The organism is Novosphingobium rhizovicinum, assembly GCF_040813635.1.
Taxonomy (GTDB): Bacteria; Pseudomonadota; Alphaproteobacteria; order Sphingomonadales; family Sphingomonadaceae; genus Novosphingobium; species Novosphingobium rhizovicinum.
Window position 1 is genome coordinate 241,869 of sequence record NZ_JBFNXR010000019.1, and the last position, 13,847, is coordinate 255,715.

Here is a 13,847-nt window from a genome sequence, read left to right on the forward strand (position 1 = left end):
CGACCAGCATGGCGTGCCGACCCGGCTCGCACGAGAGCCGCATGGAGCATGTTGAGACGATTCGCCCCCTTGAGCTTCTCCTGACTCGAAGCTAAGCAAGCTAAGGAAAAAACGAACAAGTCTCATTTTTCTGTTGACGCTGCTCTCGACCGAGGCCGATGCTGGGGTTCCGCTGCAAGAACAGAAAAGGCGGGATGGAGGAGATGTTTATGCCGGCTGCGTCGTCAGGCTCCAACAAGGCGAAGATCGCCCGCCGTGTGATCGAGGTTCTCGAATACTTCGATGACGCTCACCGCGAGGCGACGGTCATGGATATCGTCAGGCGCTACAATCGCCCCCAGTCCAGTACGTCCGAGCTTCTCTCGAGCCTTGTCGAGCTAGGGCTGCTGCACAAGGACCCTTTCACGCGCTCTTACCGGCTCACGCCCCGTGCGGCACTACTTGGCAGCTGGGGCCAACCGGAAATGGTTCGGGACGGGCGGCTGGTGCGGCTTATGGACAGGCTCGCTGCTCAGACTGGCCTTTCTGTCTCACTAACAGGAATGATCGGGCTGGATTCGCAGGTCATTGCCTGGCGACACGGACCCAAGGCGCCGTCGTGTACACGCGAACTCTTCGGTGGATGCAAGGAGCCCCTCGCCCGCAATACGGCTGGCGTGCTGATGCTGTCCACGGTCTCACCCGATCGCTGCGAAGGCATGGTGCGGCGCCTCAACGCAGAGGCAGACGCCGCGTACAAGTTCTCACAGAGTGAGATGATGGCCCGGATCGAGACCTTCCGAGCCCAGTCGCATGCGTTCGGGCGAGTCGGCTTTGGCTCTGAGGCTGAGGCTCTATGCGTGCTGATACCGGATCAGCCGCAGGAGCATCCGCTTGTGATGTCGCTGGTGTACGGCCGCGATGACAAAGTGAATGCGGACGGCTTGCTACAGAGCGTCAGCGAAGCAATGCGCGCGTGCCTGCCTGATCCCGGCACTTCCAACGTGGAGCAACTGCAAAAGCAGAAGACGGCCGCCTGAGGGGCGGCCGTCTTTCCGAACCGTTCAGTTGTAGCGAAGATCAAAGGCAGCGCTTCTCGAAAGCGCTGCCTTAACCTTTGCCTTTGCCGCCGACGCCCTTGAGGTATTCTTCCATTCCCTGGATATAGGCCGGGTTGAGCATCAACGCCGAGTTGGCCATGCGCTCCACGTGGCGGCCCATATCGCGGCCGACCTCGGAGCACATTTCGATCGCGATCTTCGCCGCACCCATCTGCTCTGCATTCTGCTTTGCAAGGTGGCGTACGAAATCCATCACGTCCTGCTCGAAAGTCTCGTCGGGATAGACCTGATGGACGAGCCCCATGGTGAACGCCATGTCGGCATCCGCCTTCTTGTTGGCCATGATCAGCCAGCGCGCCCAGTGCGGGCCGCACAGGCGCGTCAGACGGGATACGCCACTCGATGCCGGCAGCACCCCGAAAAGACCCTCAGGAAAGGCGTAACCAGCACTCTTGGCTGCAAGGCGGAAGTCGCACGAGAGCGAGAGTTCAAGCCCGCCGCCCACGCAGGTGGCCTGGTGTGCGACGACAATCGGCTTTTCGATATGCTCCATCTCGTCCCACAACTGCTGCATATTGTTGAGGTTGAGACGGTGATTCTCCCGAATACCACGAGCGCTCTTCGAGTTGCCCATGGGCGAGACAATCTTCTGATTGCCCGCCTTCAGGTCAGCTCCGGCACTGAAATAGCGGCCGGTCGCCCGGATTAGCATGACCTTCAGGTCCTCGCTGTCCCGGAAGGTCAGAACGGCCTCGGTCAGCAGGTCCATCATCTCCCGAGAGATGGCGTTCAGCTTCTCCGGTCGGTTGAGTGTGCAGACAATGATCGAGCCGTCCACGATCTCCGTCAGCAGGTGCGGTGCGTCTTCGCTCATCTTTCCCTCCTCAACCACGCGTGCGGGGCAGGCCCAGCCCGCGTTCGGCAACCATCGAGCGATGCACTTCGCTGGTGCCGCCGTAGATCGTGGTTCCTGCCGCATGGCGATAGCACTGGTTCAGCAGCGCAACCGCGCCCGGGCGCTTGGACAATGAAAGCGGAGCAGTCAGGTCGAGCAAGTCGCGGCTGTCGCTAAGGAAGACCTCCGAGGAATACATCTTGGCCATGGGGCCGTAGCCGTGGTTAGGCTTCTTCTCGACGCTGGCCCACTGTGAGCGATAGGCCAGCATGTCCGAGACCCACAGGTGCGCGTAAGTGCGCGCCAGACGGCACTGCGTGCGGGTCTCTCCAAGGATGCCCATTTCTTCGCAGACTTCCTCGGCAGCCTCGATCATGCCCTTGATGGCTTTGGAGAAGCCGCCTCCATGTTCGAGTTCGAGCGCCGCGCTCATCGTCTTCACGCCGCCATCGATCTCCCCCAGACGCCAGGAATCCGGGATGGTTACGCCGTCGTAGAAGGTGATGTTGGTCCGCTCGTCCTGGAACGTGTGAACCGCCTGCACCGTCACGCCGTCCGTCTTGAGCGGCACGATGAACATCGTGAGGCCTTTGTGCTTGGGCACATTCGAGTTGGTGCGCGTCAGCATGAGGACATAGCTCGCGAGGTTCGCGCCGCTGGTCCACATCTTGGTTCCGTCGATCCGCCAGGACCCGTCTTCAAGCTGCGTCGCCTTGCACTGCGCGGCAAACACGTCGGAACCGCAGCTCGGCTCCGAATAGCCCAGCGAGCAAAGGACATCGCCGCCGATGATCTTCGGCAGGACTTCCTGCTTCAGCTCATCGCTGCCGTACTTGTCGATCATCATCGCGACCATCGACGCCACGCCAGCACCCGGCGTGTTGTAGCCCTGCCGCTCAAGTTCACCCATCGCAGCGATGCGCGCATAAGGCGTGATGTTGCGGCCTGAAATGTGTTCCGGGAGGCCGGGGAACAGCAGGTTGTGCTCGGCCAGCATCTTGTGAACTTCGGGGACGTAGCCCTCCCACGAGTAGTGGAACTTCGCCTTGGTCTCCTCCGGCACCTTGGAAAACAGCTCTGCCAGCTCGGCGCAAACAGCCCGCGCTTCGTCACCGAGATCAAAGTCGATCGGCACCTCGCCGACATCCGGCAGCGCCGGCTTTTCGCCCGCGTAGAGACGCCGGCCGGCCTCCTCCAGAACGAGTTGCGGATCGCCCATGACGAGCGGCCACGCCTTCGCGCGCAGGTTGAAGAGATGAATGTCGTACTCGACGGACAGGCCGTAACCGCCGAAAGTGTGCAGACCCTGCGCCACCGAGCGGGCCGCAGCGTCACAGGCATACCAGTAAGCCAGGCTGATGCAGGGCGCCGCCTCTTCGGACCCCTCCGACATGTCATGGATCGCCTTCCAGGCGAGGAACTTGGCGCCGTCGATGTCACACAACAAGTCTGCCAGCGGATGCGAGATCCCCTGGAAGGTACCGATCAATTGACCGAAAGCCTTGCGCTCATTGGCGTAAACCGACGCGAGCCGCAGCGCCTCCCGGCCAATGCCGGAAAGGCCGATGGACATGTAGAGTTTCCACTCCTCGATGGCCGCCTCGAAAGTGGCTGCCGCACCGGAGCCCAGAACTCGGGTCTCCAGCGCGCCCAGGTCGATCTCTGCGATGGGCGTCGTGGCGAGGTTCTCCTCCGCCTTGCGCGCGCTTTCGGGAATGGTCACGAGGACGACATCGTTACCCTTGCGGCCAACGACCGCCTGCGCGACTGCGCCTCCGGCGATCCATTGCACAGGTTTCGCCGCAAGGTCGTGCATCGCGATCGAGACCACGGCCTCGCCGCCGATCGCCTGCTCCAGAAGCTCCTCTGCGCCGCCAAGCTGCGCCAAGAGCCGCGTCGCCACCAGAGCTTCGGCCAGTGGTCCCGAAACGAGCGTGCGCCCTGCCTCTTCCATGAGCAGCGCAGCGTCGAACACGCCGAGCCCCATGCCGCCCGCATGCTCGGGGACGCGCATGGCAAAAGCGCCCAGTTCGGCCAGACCCGACCACAACTCCTGATCGAATCCGCCGGTTTCCATCGCTTTGCGCACGCGCACCGTGCTCGAATTCTCATCCAGAAAGCGCGCGAACGTATCGCGCACCATGCCCTGCTCTTCGGTAAGATCGAAATTCATGAGTTTCGCCGTTCCAGGAGTTATTGTTGTCGTTGACCGCGGGCGACAGTTCGCCCTTGCGGTAATCCTGACCATAGACCGCAAGGCTGTTCAATGCCCTTTTGGTGCTATCGCGCCTGCGATCCGAGGGAGCGAAAGGGCATCGCCACTGCGATTCGCGATGGTCTCGATTGGCCCCGCTGCCCGGCAATGATACAGTGTCGATCACCTCGCAGCCGACCTTGGAGAGATCGTGGCGCGAACCGCTAGCCCGGAGAAGAATCGGAACGGCGCCCCCACCGCCGCTCCAAAGGGCTATCGGCGACGCATACGAGTGATTCCACAGCACGGCCTCGTCACGGCTTTGCTGGAAGACGACATCCACGCGATGGCGGTGCGCCTTGCACACGACGGGCAGAAGGTGGTGCACATAGAGAGCTTTCTGGACCGCATGCCCTGGAACACCTGTCCAGGCGCGGCGGCGGTGCTCGTGGACACATTCGCCGGGTTGCCGCTGAAGGAAGTGACGCTTCGCAAGGCACGCAAAGCCAATTGCACGCACCTTCACGACTTGGCCGTCATCGCTGCCGAGCATGCTTTCGACGCCGAAGAGATCTGCTTCGACATCAGCGTAAGCGACCCTGTGGCCGGAAGGCGCGAACTCATGCTGCAGCGTAATGGAAGCTGCGCGCTGCATTGGACCGAGCAGGACGGTCAACTGGTAGCGCCGCCCGAGGTAGCCGGCCGATCCCTCCTGACGCTGCGCGATGCATTGTCTGCGATGACACCCCAGGAGGCGGAGGCCGGGCGGCTGCTGCAATGGGCGGGGCTGGTCGCACATGGGCGGACCATTCCCTTGGAGCGCCAGAACGATGCGCTGAAGATGCCGCCGAACTGCTACACATTTCAGCCCGACCGGGCGCGGGTGGCGCGGCGGATCGGGGAAGTCGTGGACTTCAGCGACAGCGAACGCACTCCAGGAGAGAAGCTCAGCCGCGAACTCAGGCTCACCTCCGGCAGCCGCGCAACCAGATCAACACAGCAAAATCATGGGAGAGAGTAGTATGGAAATGAATGACATGGTCATCATCTCGGTGGATGATCACATCAGCGAACCGCCCGACATGTTCAAGAACCACCTGTCCGGGCAGGCGCTGGAAACTGCGCCCAAAATGCTGAAGGATGAGAACGGAAAGGACGTCTGGCACTATCAGGGGCAAACCTTCGCCTCTGTGGCGCTGAATGCGGTGGTTGGTCGCCCCTTCGAGGAATACGGCATGGAGCCGACCTCGCTCGATCAGTTGCGGGAAGGCGTCTACGACGTGCACGAGCGCATCAAGGATATGGACGTCAACGGCATCGCTGCCTCACTGAACTTCGGCTCCGTTTTCGATTTTGCCGGCGGCCGTCTGCACCGCGTTCCTGACAAGAAGCTGGCAGCGACGCATATCAGTGCCTACAACGACTGGCATATCGACGAGTGGTGCGGCGCCTATCCGGGCCGGTTCATACCCTGTGCCATCCTTCCGACCTGGGACATGGACGCGACCATTGCCGAGTTGAAGCGCGTCACGGAGAAGGGTTGCCACACGGTCTCGATCAGCGAGAACCCGACGTGCCAGGGTCTGCCCAGCATCCACAACGAGTACTGGGATCCCTTCTACAAGGCGATCAACGAACTCGACATGACGATCTGCCTCCACATAGGCGGCGGAAACCCGGCACCTCATGCCTCGATGGAGACCCCGATCGAAGCATGGATTTCGACCATGCCGATGTCGATCGCCTATGCCGCTTCGGACTGGTTGCAGTTGGAAGCCCTCCACAAGTATCCGGACATGCGCATTGCGCTTTCTGAAGGCTCGATCGGCTGGGTGCCCTACTTCACGGAACGCGCCGACTTCTCGAACTCGCGTCACAAGTACTGGACCAACTCGCGATTCCAAAACCTGAAGCCGAGCGAGATGTTCAGGCGCCACTTCCTGAACTGCTTTATCGACGACGCTTTCGGACTGCAGAACATCCAGTTCATTGGCGAAGACAATATCGCGTACGAATGCGACTATCCGCACTCCGACACTCTCTGGCCAGAGGTGCCTGAGCGGCTGTGGCCGACGATCAATCACTTGACCGATGAACAGATCGACAAGATCACACACGGCAATGCGATGCGGTGGTTCCGGTTCGATCCCTTCAAGCACTACAAGCGTGAGGAGCTTACCGTCGGAGCACTGCGCGAAAAGGCAAAGGCCGCGGGCGTCGACACTTCGCCCAAGTCGTCGCTCGGCGAGCGTCCGCTGGCAGAAGGGGACGTGCGGCCCGTCACCTCAGGCGACATCATGAAGATGTTCATGCGCCATGAGGATGCAGACACCGCCTCGCGCGAGACGCAGGAAGCCTGAATAGACAAGGGCCGCGCAGCGTAACCTGCGCGGCCCTTACATCACCTGTAGGTTGCTGGTTAAGCTGCCCCCCGCATGTCGCGAATTGCCATCTCCAGCAACCGCGCGCTGCAGCCTAGATAACGCTCCTTGTCGGCGTCGAACGGCAGGCCGGTCAATTTCGGCAGCCGCTTGTCCGTCGCCAGTGTGATTGAGCGCTCAATGCCGGTCATCAGCACCGTAGCCATGGATGTCTCGGTCTTGCCGGGCTCCTCTCCACGCGTCATCTGACGTATGAGCAAGGCGATCAGCGGCCGCGTGGAATCTATGCGATGGTGCATCATGCGCAGGTCCAACTGGTCTGCCAAACTGTTGCGCAGATGAAGCAAGCCGGAATGGCGGGCCCAAAACCCGTGATAGGCGGCGATGAAAGCTTCTGTGCGCTCGGACAGCTCTGCGTCTGCCCAGTATTCCCGGGCCAGTGCCATGTAAGCTTCTTCGGCCGTTGCCATCACCGGCTCAAGCACAGCCAGCAAGAGTTCTGTCTGATCGGAAAAGTAATTGTAGAGCGAGGACATGCCGAGACCCGCCCGGCGCGCCACTCCCCCCAGGCTAAACGCCTCATCCTCGTTGGACTCGATTAACTCGAGCGCCGCAGACAGGATCCGCTCACGCGTGATGCGCCCCTTGGGGCCCAGCCGCTGACCGGCCAGGTTATGACTGACAGCAGCGCACGCGCCGCTCACAGCGGCGGCAAGTGCGGGCGGGAAGAAGGCCTTCTCCTCCCGCGCAGTTACCGCCGCTCTAGCCATTTACGATGTCAGGCTGACTCAACCTGGCGAACCGGCCAGGCAAGCATCTTGACGTCGGTGTACTCTTCGATGCCCTCTACGCCCCACTCACGGCCCATTCCGCTCGCCTTGTAGCCGCCGAAGGGAATGTCGCCAGCGATGCACATCCCGTTGTTGACGCTGACAGAGCCGGTGCGGATGCGCTTGGCAACACGCATGGCGCGCTCATGATCGCCCGAGCTGACCCCGCCGGAAAGACCGTAGTTGCTCTCGTTGGCAATGCGGATCGCGTCCTCATCATCCTCGAAGGGAATGACGACCAGGACGGGGCCGAAGATCTCCTCCTGGGCGATGCGCATGTCATTGGTCACGTCGACGAAGCAGGTCGGCTCGATGAACCAGCCGTTGCCCTTGTCCGGACGGGTGTTACCGCCGACGAGGAGCGTCGCTCCTTCTTCCTTGCCGATCTCGATGTAGCTCATCACCCGCTCCATCTGCCGCTTGGAGACCACGGGACCCATGATGTGCTGCGGGTTGACGGGATCGCCCCAGTTGTCGCCGAACTGCCCGTAAGCACCCTTGAGAATAGCCTTCGCCTCTTCGTAGCGGCTCTTCGGGACCAGCAGTCGGCTCTGTACCGCACAGCCCTGGCCGGCGTGGAACACCAGCATCGACATGCCCACTTCCATCGCGAAGTTGGGCGCATCGTCGAGCACGATCTTGGCTGACTTGCCGCCAAGCTCAAGGAAGACACGCTTCAGCGTCGCCGCACCCTGCTCCATGATGCGCTTGCCGACACCGGTCGAGCCGGTGAAGGAAATCAGGTCGACGCGCGGGTCGGTCACGAGCATTTCACCGGCGAGAGCGGGGTCCTCGCCGAACACGACGTTGATGACGCCCTTGGGGAAACCGGCTTCGTTTGCGAGCTCACCGAAGATGGCGCCCATGCCCGGGGTGTTGGGAGCCGGCTTCAGAATGACCGTGCAGCCTGCGAGAAGCGCGGCAACGACCTTGCCGATGTTGACGTAGAGAGGCACGTTCCACGGCGTGATCGCGCCCACGACACCGATTGGCTCACGCACTCCGACCCGCTTGTGGATGGAGCCGAACGCTTCCTTCTCGCCGTAATCCTTTTCCCACTCCACGCGCGGGAACACGGCCATGTAGTCGTCCCAGCCATCGAGCGCCATGTTGACGTGCGCCCGGAAAACCGCGCCCTGCGCAGCACCCGCTTCGTGCACGGCCAGGTCGGCGAGACGGTCCCGGTTTTTCTCGAACAATTCGCGGTACTTCTTGACGATCTCCAAGCGGTTCTGCCGGTTCTCATCCGAGCTCCAGTCGCTATGATCGAAGGCTTCACGCGCTGCGGCGATCGCGGCTTCCACATCCTCCTTCGAGGCATCGGCAGCCTTACCAACCGTCTCACCCGTCCAGGGGCTGGTAATGTCGTAAGTCTTGCCGCCGGCCGCGCGGCGCAGCTCGCCGTTGATAAAGAGCTTGGCTTCAGGAAGTGTGGTCATGTTCGTGTCCTTGGCGGTTCGCGTCGCTGGAGGAAGGCGTTCAGGGCTTGCAGGCGGCTACGGAAACATGTGGTAGCTGCACATCGGCAGGCAGATCGAGAATGGCTCGGAATACACCGGTGACGTTCTCGCAGTTGGACACAGGACGCGCCCGCAAGTCGAGGCCGTTGGCGACGCAGCCCTTGTAGAACTCCATGGCCGCCGCCTGATCCCAAGCCGGCGGCTCCTTGCCGATCTCGTACATCTGGCCCGCACGCACTGTGGTCACGCGAATCCCGCTTTCCTCAAGCTCCGCACGTAGCGCCTCTCCGAAGCGCTCCAAGCCCGTCTTGGTGCTCTGATAAAGGGAGAGCATGGCAAACGGCAGCCCTACCGATTCGCTGGTCACGTTGATGATCTGAGCGCCCTTGCCCATCATCGGAATGGCCGAGCGGCAGCAGTAGATCGGACCGGCAAGATTGGTGTTCACGCTGCTGGCGATCTGTTCGTCCGTCGCATCGGCGACCTTGAACGGCTCATAGACTGCTGCGTTGTTGATCAGCACGTCAATCGTCGAATGGCGCTGTGCGATTGCGGCAAACGCAGCCCGGACCGAGTCAGGCGATGCCACATCGCACTCGACGGCGAAGTGCGGCTCACCCAGTTCTTCGGCGACGGCCTGAACCTTGGAGAAGGTGCGGCCCAAAAGCACGAGCGTGTCGCCTTCTGATGCGAAGCGCCTTGCCAGCGCACGCCCCAGACCAACGCCTGCGCCAGTAATAACGATCGTCTTGCCCACGGTTCCTCCCAAATGATCTGCCAAGCTTGCGCTGGAGTTGGCACATCATATCGCCAAGACAAGAGTCTGGCTATCGCAACAGCGATGGTTCGCGAGCGTAAGAGAACAACGTTCTAGCTGCCGGGTCGAAGGCCAGCTTGCACGCGCAAAGAACGCTGCGAGCCGCGCCTCAGGCGTTGGGTCCGGGCTGGATGTCCACGATCAGTCGCGTGAGACGCTGCGAGGCGATACGCCACCCCTGCCCTGTCCGCACGTACCGCTCGTGGTAATGGCCGAAGCCTGTTAGATCGAAGGCATCCTTGATCACCCGGTCTTGCATAGCCCAAATGACATCGGCCGCGTCGGGGCCATCGAACGTCATCTGAGGACTGTGCACCTGATGGGCGGTCTTCGCCTCCGCGAGGCTCTGCCGCACTAAAGCGCCCATGGCTTTGCGCCCCTCAACCACAGAGCCGCCGCTCTCACTCGTGTCGAAGCGGCAATCCTCGGTGAAGAGCTCCTCCCAAGCATCCCACTGCTTGGTGTCCAGCAACCGGCAGTAGTCAGCCTTCACGTTGCTGATCGCCAACCAGTCGGAGAAATCGGGCATCTGCGTCATCAACCTCTCCTGCCTTATGCCTCGGCCTTAAGCCTCTCCGACGCGAGCTTGCGAAGCTCAGCCGTCTTGATCTTGGCGCTGCCAGTCGTTTCGAGATCCTCTTCGGCCACGAACAGGATCTTCCTGGGCACCTTATAGCTGGCCAGCTTTTCCTTGGCAAAGCTGCGGATCGCATCTGCCGAAGGCGACGCGCCTTCCATCGGAACGATGCACGTCACGACGACCTCGCCAAGCAGTTCATCCGGCACGCCGACCGTCTGCGAAAGCTTCACTTCCGGATGATCGCGGATCACCGCGTCGATTTCGAGGGGAGAAACGTTCGCGCCACCGGTCTTGATGATGTCGTTAAGCCGGCCCTCCCAGAACAGCCGACCCTGTTCGTCGACAAACCCGCCATCGGCGGTGCGAAGAAAGCCTTCGGTGTCCAGCGACTCATCGAGCGGAATTCCGAGGTATCCGAGCATGAGCGTCGGCCCCTTCACCGCGATCTCTCCCCGCTCTCCCACAGGCACGGTCTTGCCGGTCATCGGGTCGACAATCCTGATTGTGGAGCCGGCCGTCGGAATTCCGTGGCTGGCGCCCGCGACGTCCTGCGGAGTGCCTGACGCGAAGACGGAGATCAGTGTGAAAGTCTCGGTGTTGCCATATGCCTGACCGGGCTCGCGCCACGTTGTCTTCACTGTCGGATGTTGTCCGATCGGCATGTGCTTGTCGACATACCGTAGCGAGGAAAGATCAACGTCGAGATAGTTGGGCGCGTCGGCCAGTTGCGGCCACTGATGGGGCCAGGCAAGCGCCATCGTGCAGCGCTCCTTGTCCATCAAATCAAGAGCCTCGGCAGCGTCAAACCAACGCTGCAACAGCAATGTGCCACCGCTCGACAGTGTCCCCCCGAGCGCCATGGTAAAATTACCGGACCAGAAGAACCCGTTCGCAGACCACGTACGCGGCGGCTCCTGCGGGTCGATCGCGTACCACTTGGCCCAGCGCCAGAGCTGCAGGCAGACGGCCCTATGAGCACTGAGGATGCCCTTTGCCTTCCCGGTCGATCCCGAGGAGAACAGCAGGATGCCTGGATCGGAGGGAGCAACTGCGTCCGCAGCCGCGCGCACCAGCGCATCGTCCACGCCCTTGCCGCGAGCGAGAAAGGCGCTCCAGCCTTCGATCATGCCAAGCGGCTCTTCCTGATCGATGACCGCAGCATACCGCAGGAAGGGGAAGTTGGTCGAATGAAGCGCGCCGGGTTCGGCATCCTTGGCCCGCGGCTCCAGATCCAGCAGCATCTGCGCGAAGTCCTTCTTGAGGACCCGTCGCTCCAAGAGCAGGACCGACACGCCCGACGCCTTGAGCACCACTTCAAGCTCAGTGGGCGTGAAGAACGTACTGATCGGCGTTGCGACACCGCCGGCCAAAGCCGCACCGAAAGCACCTGCCAGGAACTCGTGCCGGTTGGTCATCAGGATGCCGACGCGCGTTCCCTTGCCGACACCAAGCGCAATCAATGACTTCGCGACTTCCATCGCTCGGTCCAGCAGGTCCTGATAGCTCCAGCGAATGACCTGATCGTTCAGATGGATCACAGCGGCTTCGCGCGGACCATAGCGCTCTGCGATCTCGCGAACCCAGCCGCCAAGAGTGAGGGCACCGATGCCCTCTTCCTCAGCCAGAGGAATGCCGCGAACTTCCGACATCCCGTCGACGATCTCAGCCAATTGCGTCATCTTTCCCCTTCCCGGTCACTACAACCACGATCCACCCTGTACGGGTCGATGGATCGTGGCCCGCTCTTGCTGGCGTAGAAGCGCGCGGGCGAGGAAGCCCCCGCCCGCGCCCGACTTCAGGCGTTCACATCTACGATGTAGCGGCCCTTGACCTCGCCCGACATGAACTTCTTGGCGGTCTCAATAGCTTCGCCAAGGCCGATCGTCTGTGCGATCGTATCGAGTGCAGCAGGGTCAAGGTCCTTCGCCAGACGATCCCACGCCTTCAGGCGCTTTGTCTTGGGCGCCATCACGCTGTCGATGCCGAGCAGCGAAACCCCGCGCAGAATGAAGGGCATCACGGTCGCCGAAAGGTCCGGACCCTGAGCCAGACCGCAAGCCGCAACAGCCCCGCCGTAGCGGGTCTGTGCAATCGCGTTGGCAAGCGTGAAGCTGCCAGCGGCGTCAACGACCCCGGCCCAGCGCTCTTTCTGCAGGGGCTTGCCCTGTTCCGCGTACTCGGCGCGATCGATTACCGTCTCGGCGCCCAGACCCTTCAGATAACCCTCTTCGCTCATCTTGCCGGTGAGCGCAGCGACACGGAAGCCGAGCTTCTTGAGCAGCACGATGGCCACCGAACCAACGCCACCGGTAGCGCCGGTGACGAGGATCTCGCCCTGTTCGGGCTTCACGCCTGCGTCGATCAGCGCATCCACGCACAGTGCGGCCGTGTAGCCAGCGGTGCCGATCGCCATAGCCTGGGCGGGCGTGAACGCGCTTGGCAGCGGGACCAACCACTCACCCTTGAGCCGCGCCTTCTGTGCAAGGCCACCCCAGTGAGTTTCACCAACGCCCCAGCCGTTGAGGACGACCGTGTCGCCAGCCTTCCAATCGCCCGAATTGCTCTCGGTAACGGTGCCAACCAGATCAATGCCGGGCACCATCGGGAACTTGCGAACGACTGGCGAGCTGCCGGTGATCGCCAGGCCGTCCTTGAAGTTGAGAGTCGAGTAGCTGACGTCGATGGTAACGTCGCCTTCCGGCAGCGCACTCTCGTCCAGTTGCTGCAGATTGACGGTCTGTCCTTCGTCGTTCTTGTCGATCACGATAGCAGAAAACATCGGATTCTCCCTGGCTGGCCGGACGGCACGGTCCGGGCGAAAATACCCGCGAGCGGGCTAATCAGAACTGTGCGCCTGCACAAGGCGCAAGTGGCTTATCCCGTCAATGACGCAAAGAACGCTCATCGCCGGTACGAATACGTCAGTTGCGGTCTGCCCCTTCGTCCGGCTGCACCCTCGCTGCAATCTCCGGGAACGCTTCGGCGCGCATCGTACCGAAGAGTGAGAAGCGAAGGATCTCATGACTGAAGCGGCGGCTGAGTTCCAGCCTCTGGCGCGGCGTTACGGCATGGGCACGCGCGAGAATGGGCCAGAAAAAGGCTCCGGCAAGATTTACGACGGAGAGCACTTCGGAATCGATGCCGGGCTCTGCCATTCTGGACTTGGCGAAGCGGGAGAAAGAGCCCGCATATTCACGCCAGAAAGGATCCTGCTGCGGCTCTGGCGACGCCAGCACCTGTTGCAGCCAGACCCGGCACAAGTCCGGATTGTCCATGGCGAAGTCGCACAGGCGCTCCGTCATCGCGGCGGGATCGACTTCCTCGATCCGGCGCTCCCCCAAAGTGTCAGGATCGCCGAAAACGGCGCGGAACAGCTTGTCGGAGACCCACTGCACCGTTGCCTCGATCAGACGCTCACGCGTTTCGAAGTGCTGGTAGGCCGTGCCGCGGTTGACCGCGGCCAGATGGGCGACCGCCGAGAGACTGATGCCTTCAGGGCCGTCCTTGGCAAGAAGATTGCTGGCCGCCTCCAGAATTGTCTCACGCGTGGCAGCAGGGTCGCGCACCCTGCGCTTCGTCCTTGCTTCCATTGTCGCTCCTGCGGCCGTCATGCGGGGAGCATAACGACCGCAGCACTATACGACAATGTT

General features: G+C 61.9%; 12 protein-coding genes. 3 read left to right on the forward strand and 9 right to left on the reverse strand.

The genetic code is table 11. The annotated features are described in order from the left end of the window. Nucleotides 1-209: 209 nt before the first annotated feature. Nucleotides 210-1,019 (forward strand): helix-turn-helix domain-containing protein, encoded by an 810-nt coding sequence (locus ABUH87_RS04000; protein ID WP_367769877.1) that lies wholly within the window; start codon nt 210-212, stop codon nt 1,017-1,019. Nucleotides 1,020-1,089: 70 nt separating this feature from the next. Here the strand turns inward: ABUH87_RS04000 and ABUH87_RS04005 are convergent, their stop codons facing one another. Together ABUH87_RS04005 and ABUH87_RS04010 are read right to left on the reverse strand one after the other, a co-directional pair. Beyond that, nucleotides 1,090-1,914, reverse strand: a complete 825-nt coding sequence (locus ABUH87_RS04005) for an enoyl-CoA hydratase/isomerase family protein (protein WP_367769880.1) — start codon at nt 1,912-1,914, stop codon at nt 1,090-1,092. Between the two features lie 10 nt (nt 1,915-1,924). Continuing rightward, entirely contained in the window at nt 1,925-4,108 is a 2,184-nt protein-coding gene (locus tag ABUH87_RS04010; protein ID WP_367769883.1) for an acyl-CoA dehydrogenase family protein, read from the reverse strand. A gap of 232 nt (nt 4,109-4,340) precedes the next feature. Here ABUH87_RS04010 and ABUH87_RS04015 point away from each other — a divergent pair, with 232 nt between their 5' ends. Both ABUH87_RS04015 and ABUH87_RS04020 read left to right on the forward strand, forming a co-directional pair. Continuing rightward, nucleotides 4,341-5,150: a DUF2889 domain-containing protein gene (locus ABUH87_RS04015; RefSeq protein WP_367769886.1), complete on the forward strand. Its 810-nt coding sequence runs from the start codon at nt 4,341-4,343 to the stop codon at nt 5,148-5,150. Between the two features lies 1 nt (nt 5,151). Further along, nucleotides 5,152-6,489, forward strand: coding sequence for an amidohydrolase family protein (locus ABUH87_RS04020; protein WP_367769889.1), 1,338 nt, complete (start codon nt 5,152-5,154; stop codon nt 6,487-6,489). 59 nt (nt 6,490-6,548) lie between these two features. Here ABUH87_RS04020 and ABUH87_RS04025 read toward each other — a convergent pair whose 3' ends face one another. The 7 genes from ABUH87_RS04025 to ABUH87_RS04055 form a co-directional block, all read right to left on the reverse strand. Continuing rightward, nucleotides 6,549-7,280, reverse strand: coding sequence for a TetR/AcrR family transcriptional regulator (locus ABUH87_RS04025; RefSeq protein ID WP_367769892.1), 732 nt, complete (start codon nt 7,278-7,280; stop codon nt 6,549-6,551). An 8-nt stretch (nt 7,281-7,288) separates the two neighbouring features. Then, nucleotides 7,289-8,779 (reverse strand): aldehyde dehydrogenase family protein, encoded by a 1,491-nt coding sequence (locus ABUH87_RS04030; RefSeq protein ID WP_367769900.1) that lies wholly within the window; start codon nt 8,777-8,779, stop codon nt 7,289-7,291. Nucleotides 8,780-8,819: 40 nt separating this feature from the next. Continuing rightward, nucleotides 8,820-9,557 carry an SDR family oxidoreductase gene (locus ABUH87_RS04035; protein ID WP_367769903.1) on the reverse strand — a complete coding sequence of 246 codons (738 nt, stop codon included), beginning with the start codon at nt 9,555-9,557 and terminating at the stop codon, nt 8,820-8,822. Between the two features lie 169 nt (nt 9,558-9,726). Then, entirely contained in the window at nt 9,727-10,155 is a 429-nt protein-coding gene (locus ABUH87_RS04040; protein WP_367769906.1) for a nuclear transport factor 2 family protein, read from the reverse strand. Nucleotides 10,156-10,169: 14 nt separating this feature from the next. After that, on the reverse strand, nt 10,170-11,876 hold the full coding sequence (locus tag ABUH87_RS04045; protein WP_367769909.1) for a class I adenylate-forming enzyme family protein: 1,707 nt from the start codon (nt 11,874-11,876) through the stop codon (nt 10,170-10,172). A gap of 116 nt (nt 11,877-11,992) precedes the next feature. Beyond that, the gene (gene acuI, locus ABUH87_RS04050; protein WP_367769912.1) at nt 11,993-12,976 is read right to left on the reverse strand and encodes an acrylyl-CoA reductase (NADPH); all 984 of its coding nucleotides are present in this window, start codon (nt 12,974-12,976) and stop codon (nt 11,993-11,995) included. 142 nt (nt 12,977-13,118) lie between these two features. Beyond that, nucleotides 13,119-13,787, reverse strand: a complete 669-nt coding sequence (locus tag ABUH87_RS04055; RefSeq protein WP_367769915.1) for a TetR/AcrR family transcriptional regulator — start codon at nt 13,785-13,787, stop codon at nt 13,119-13,121. Nucleotides 13,788-13,847: the final 60 nt, after the last annotated feature.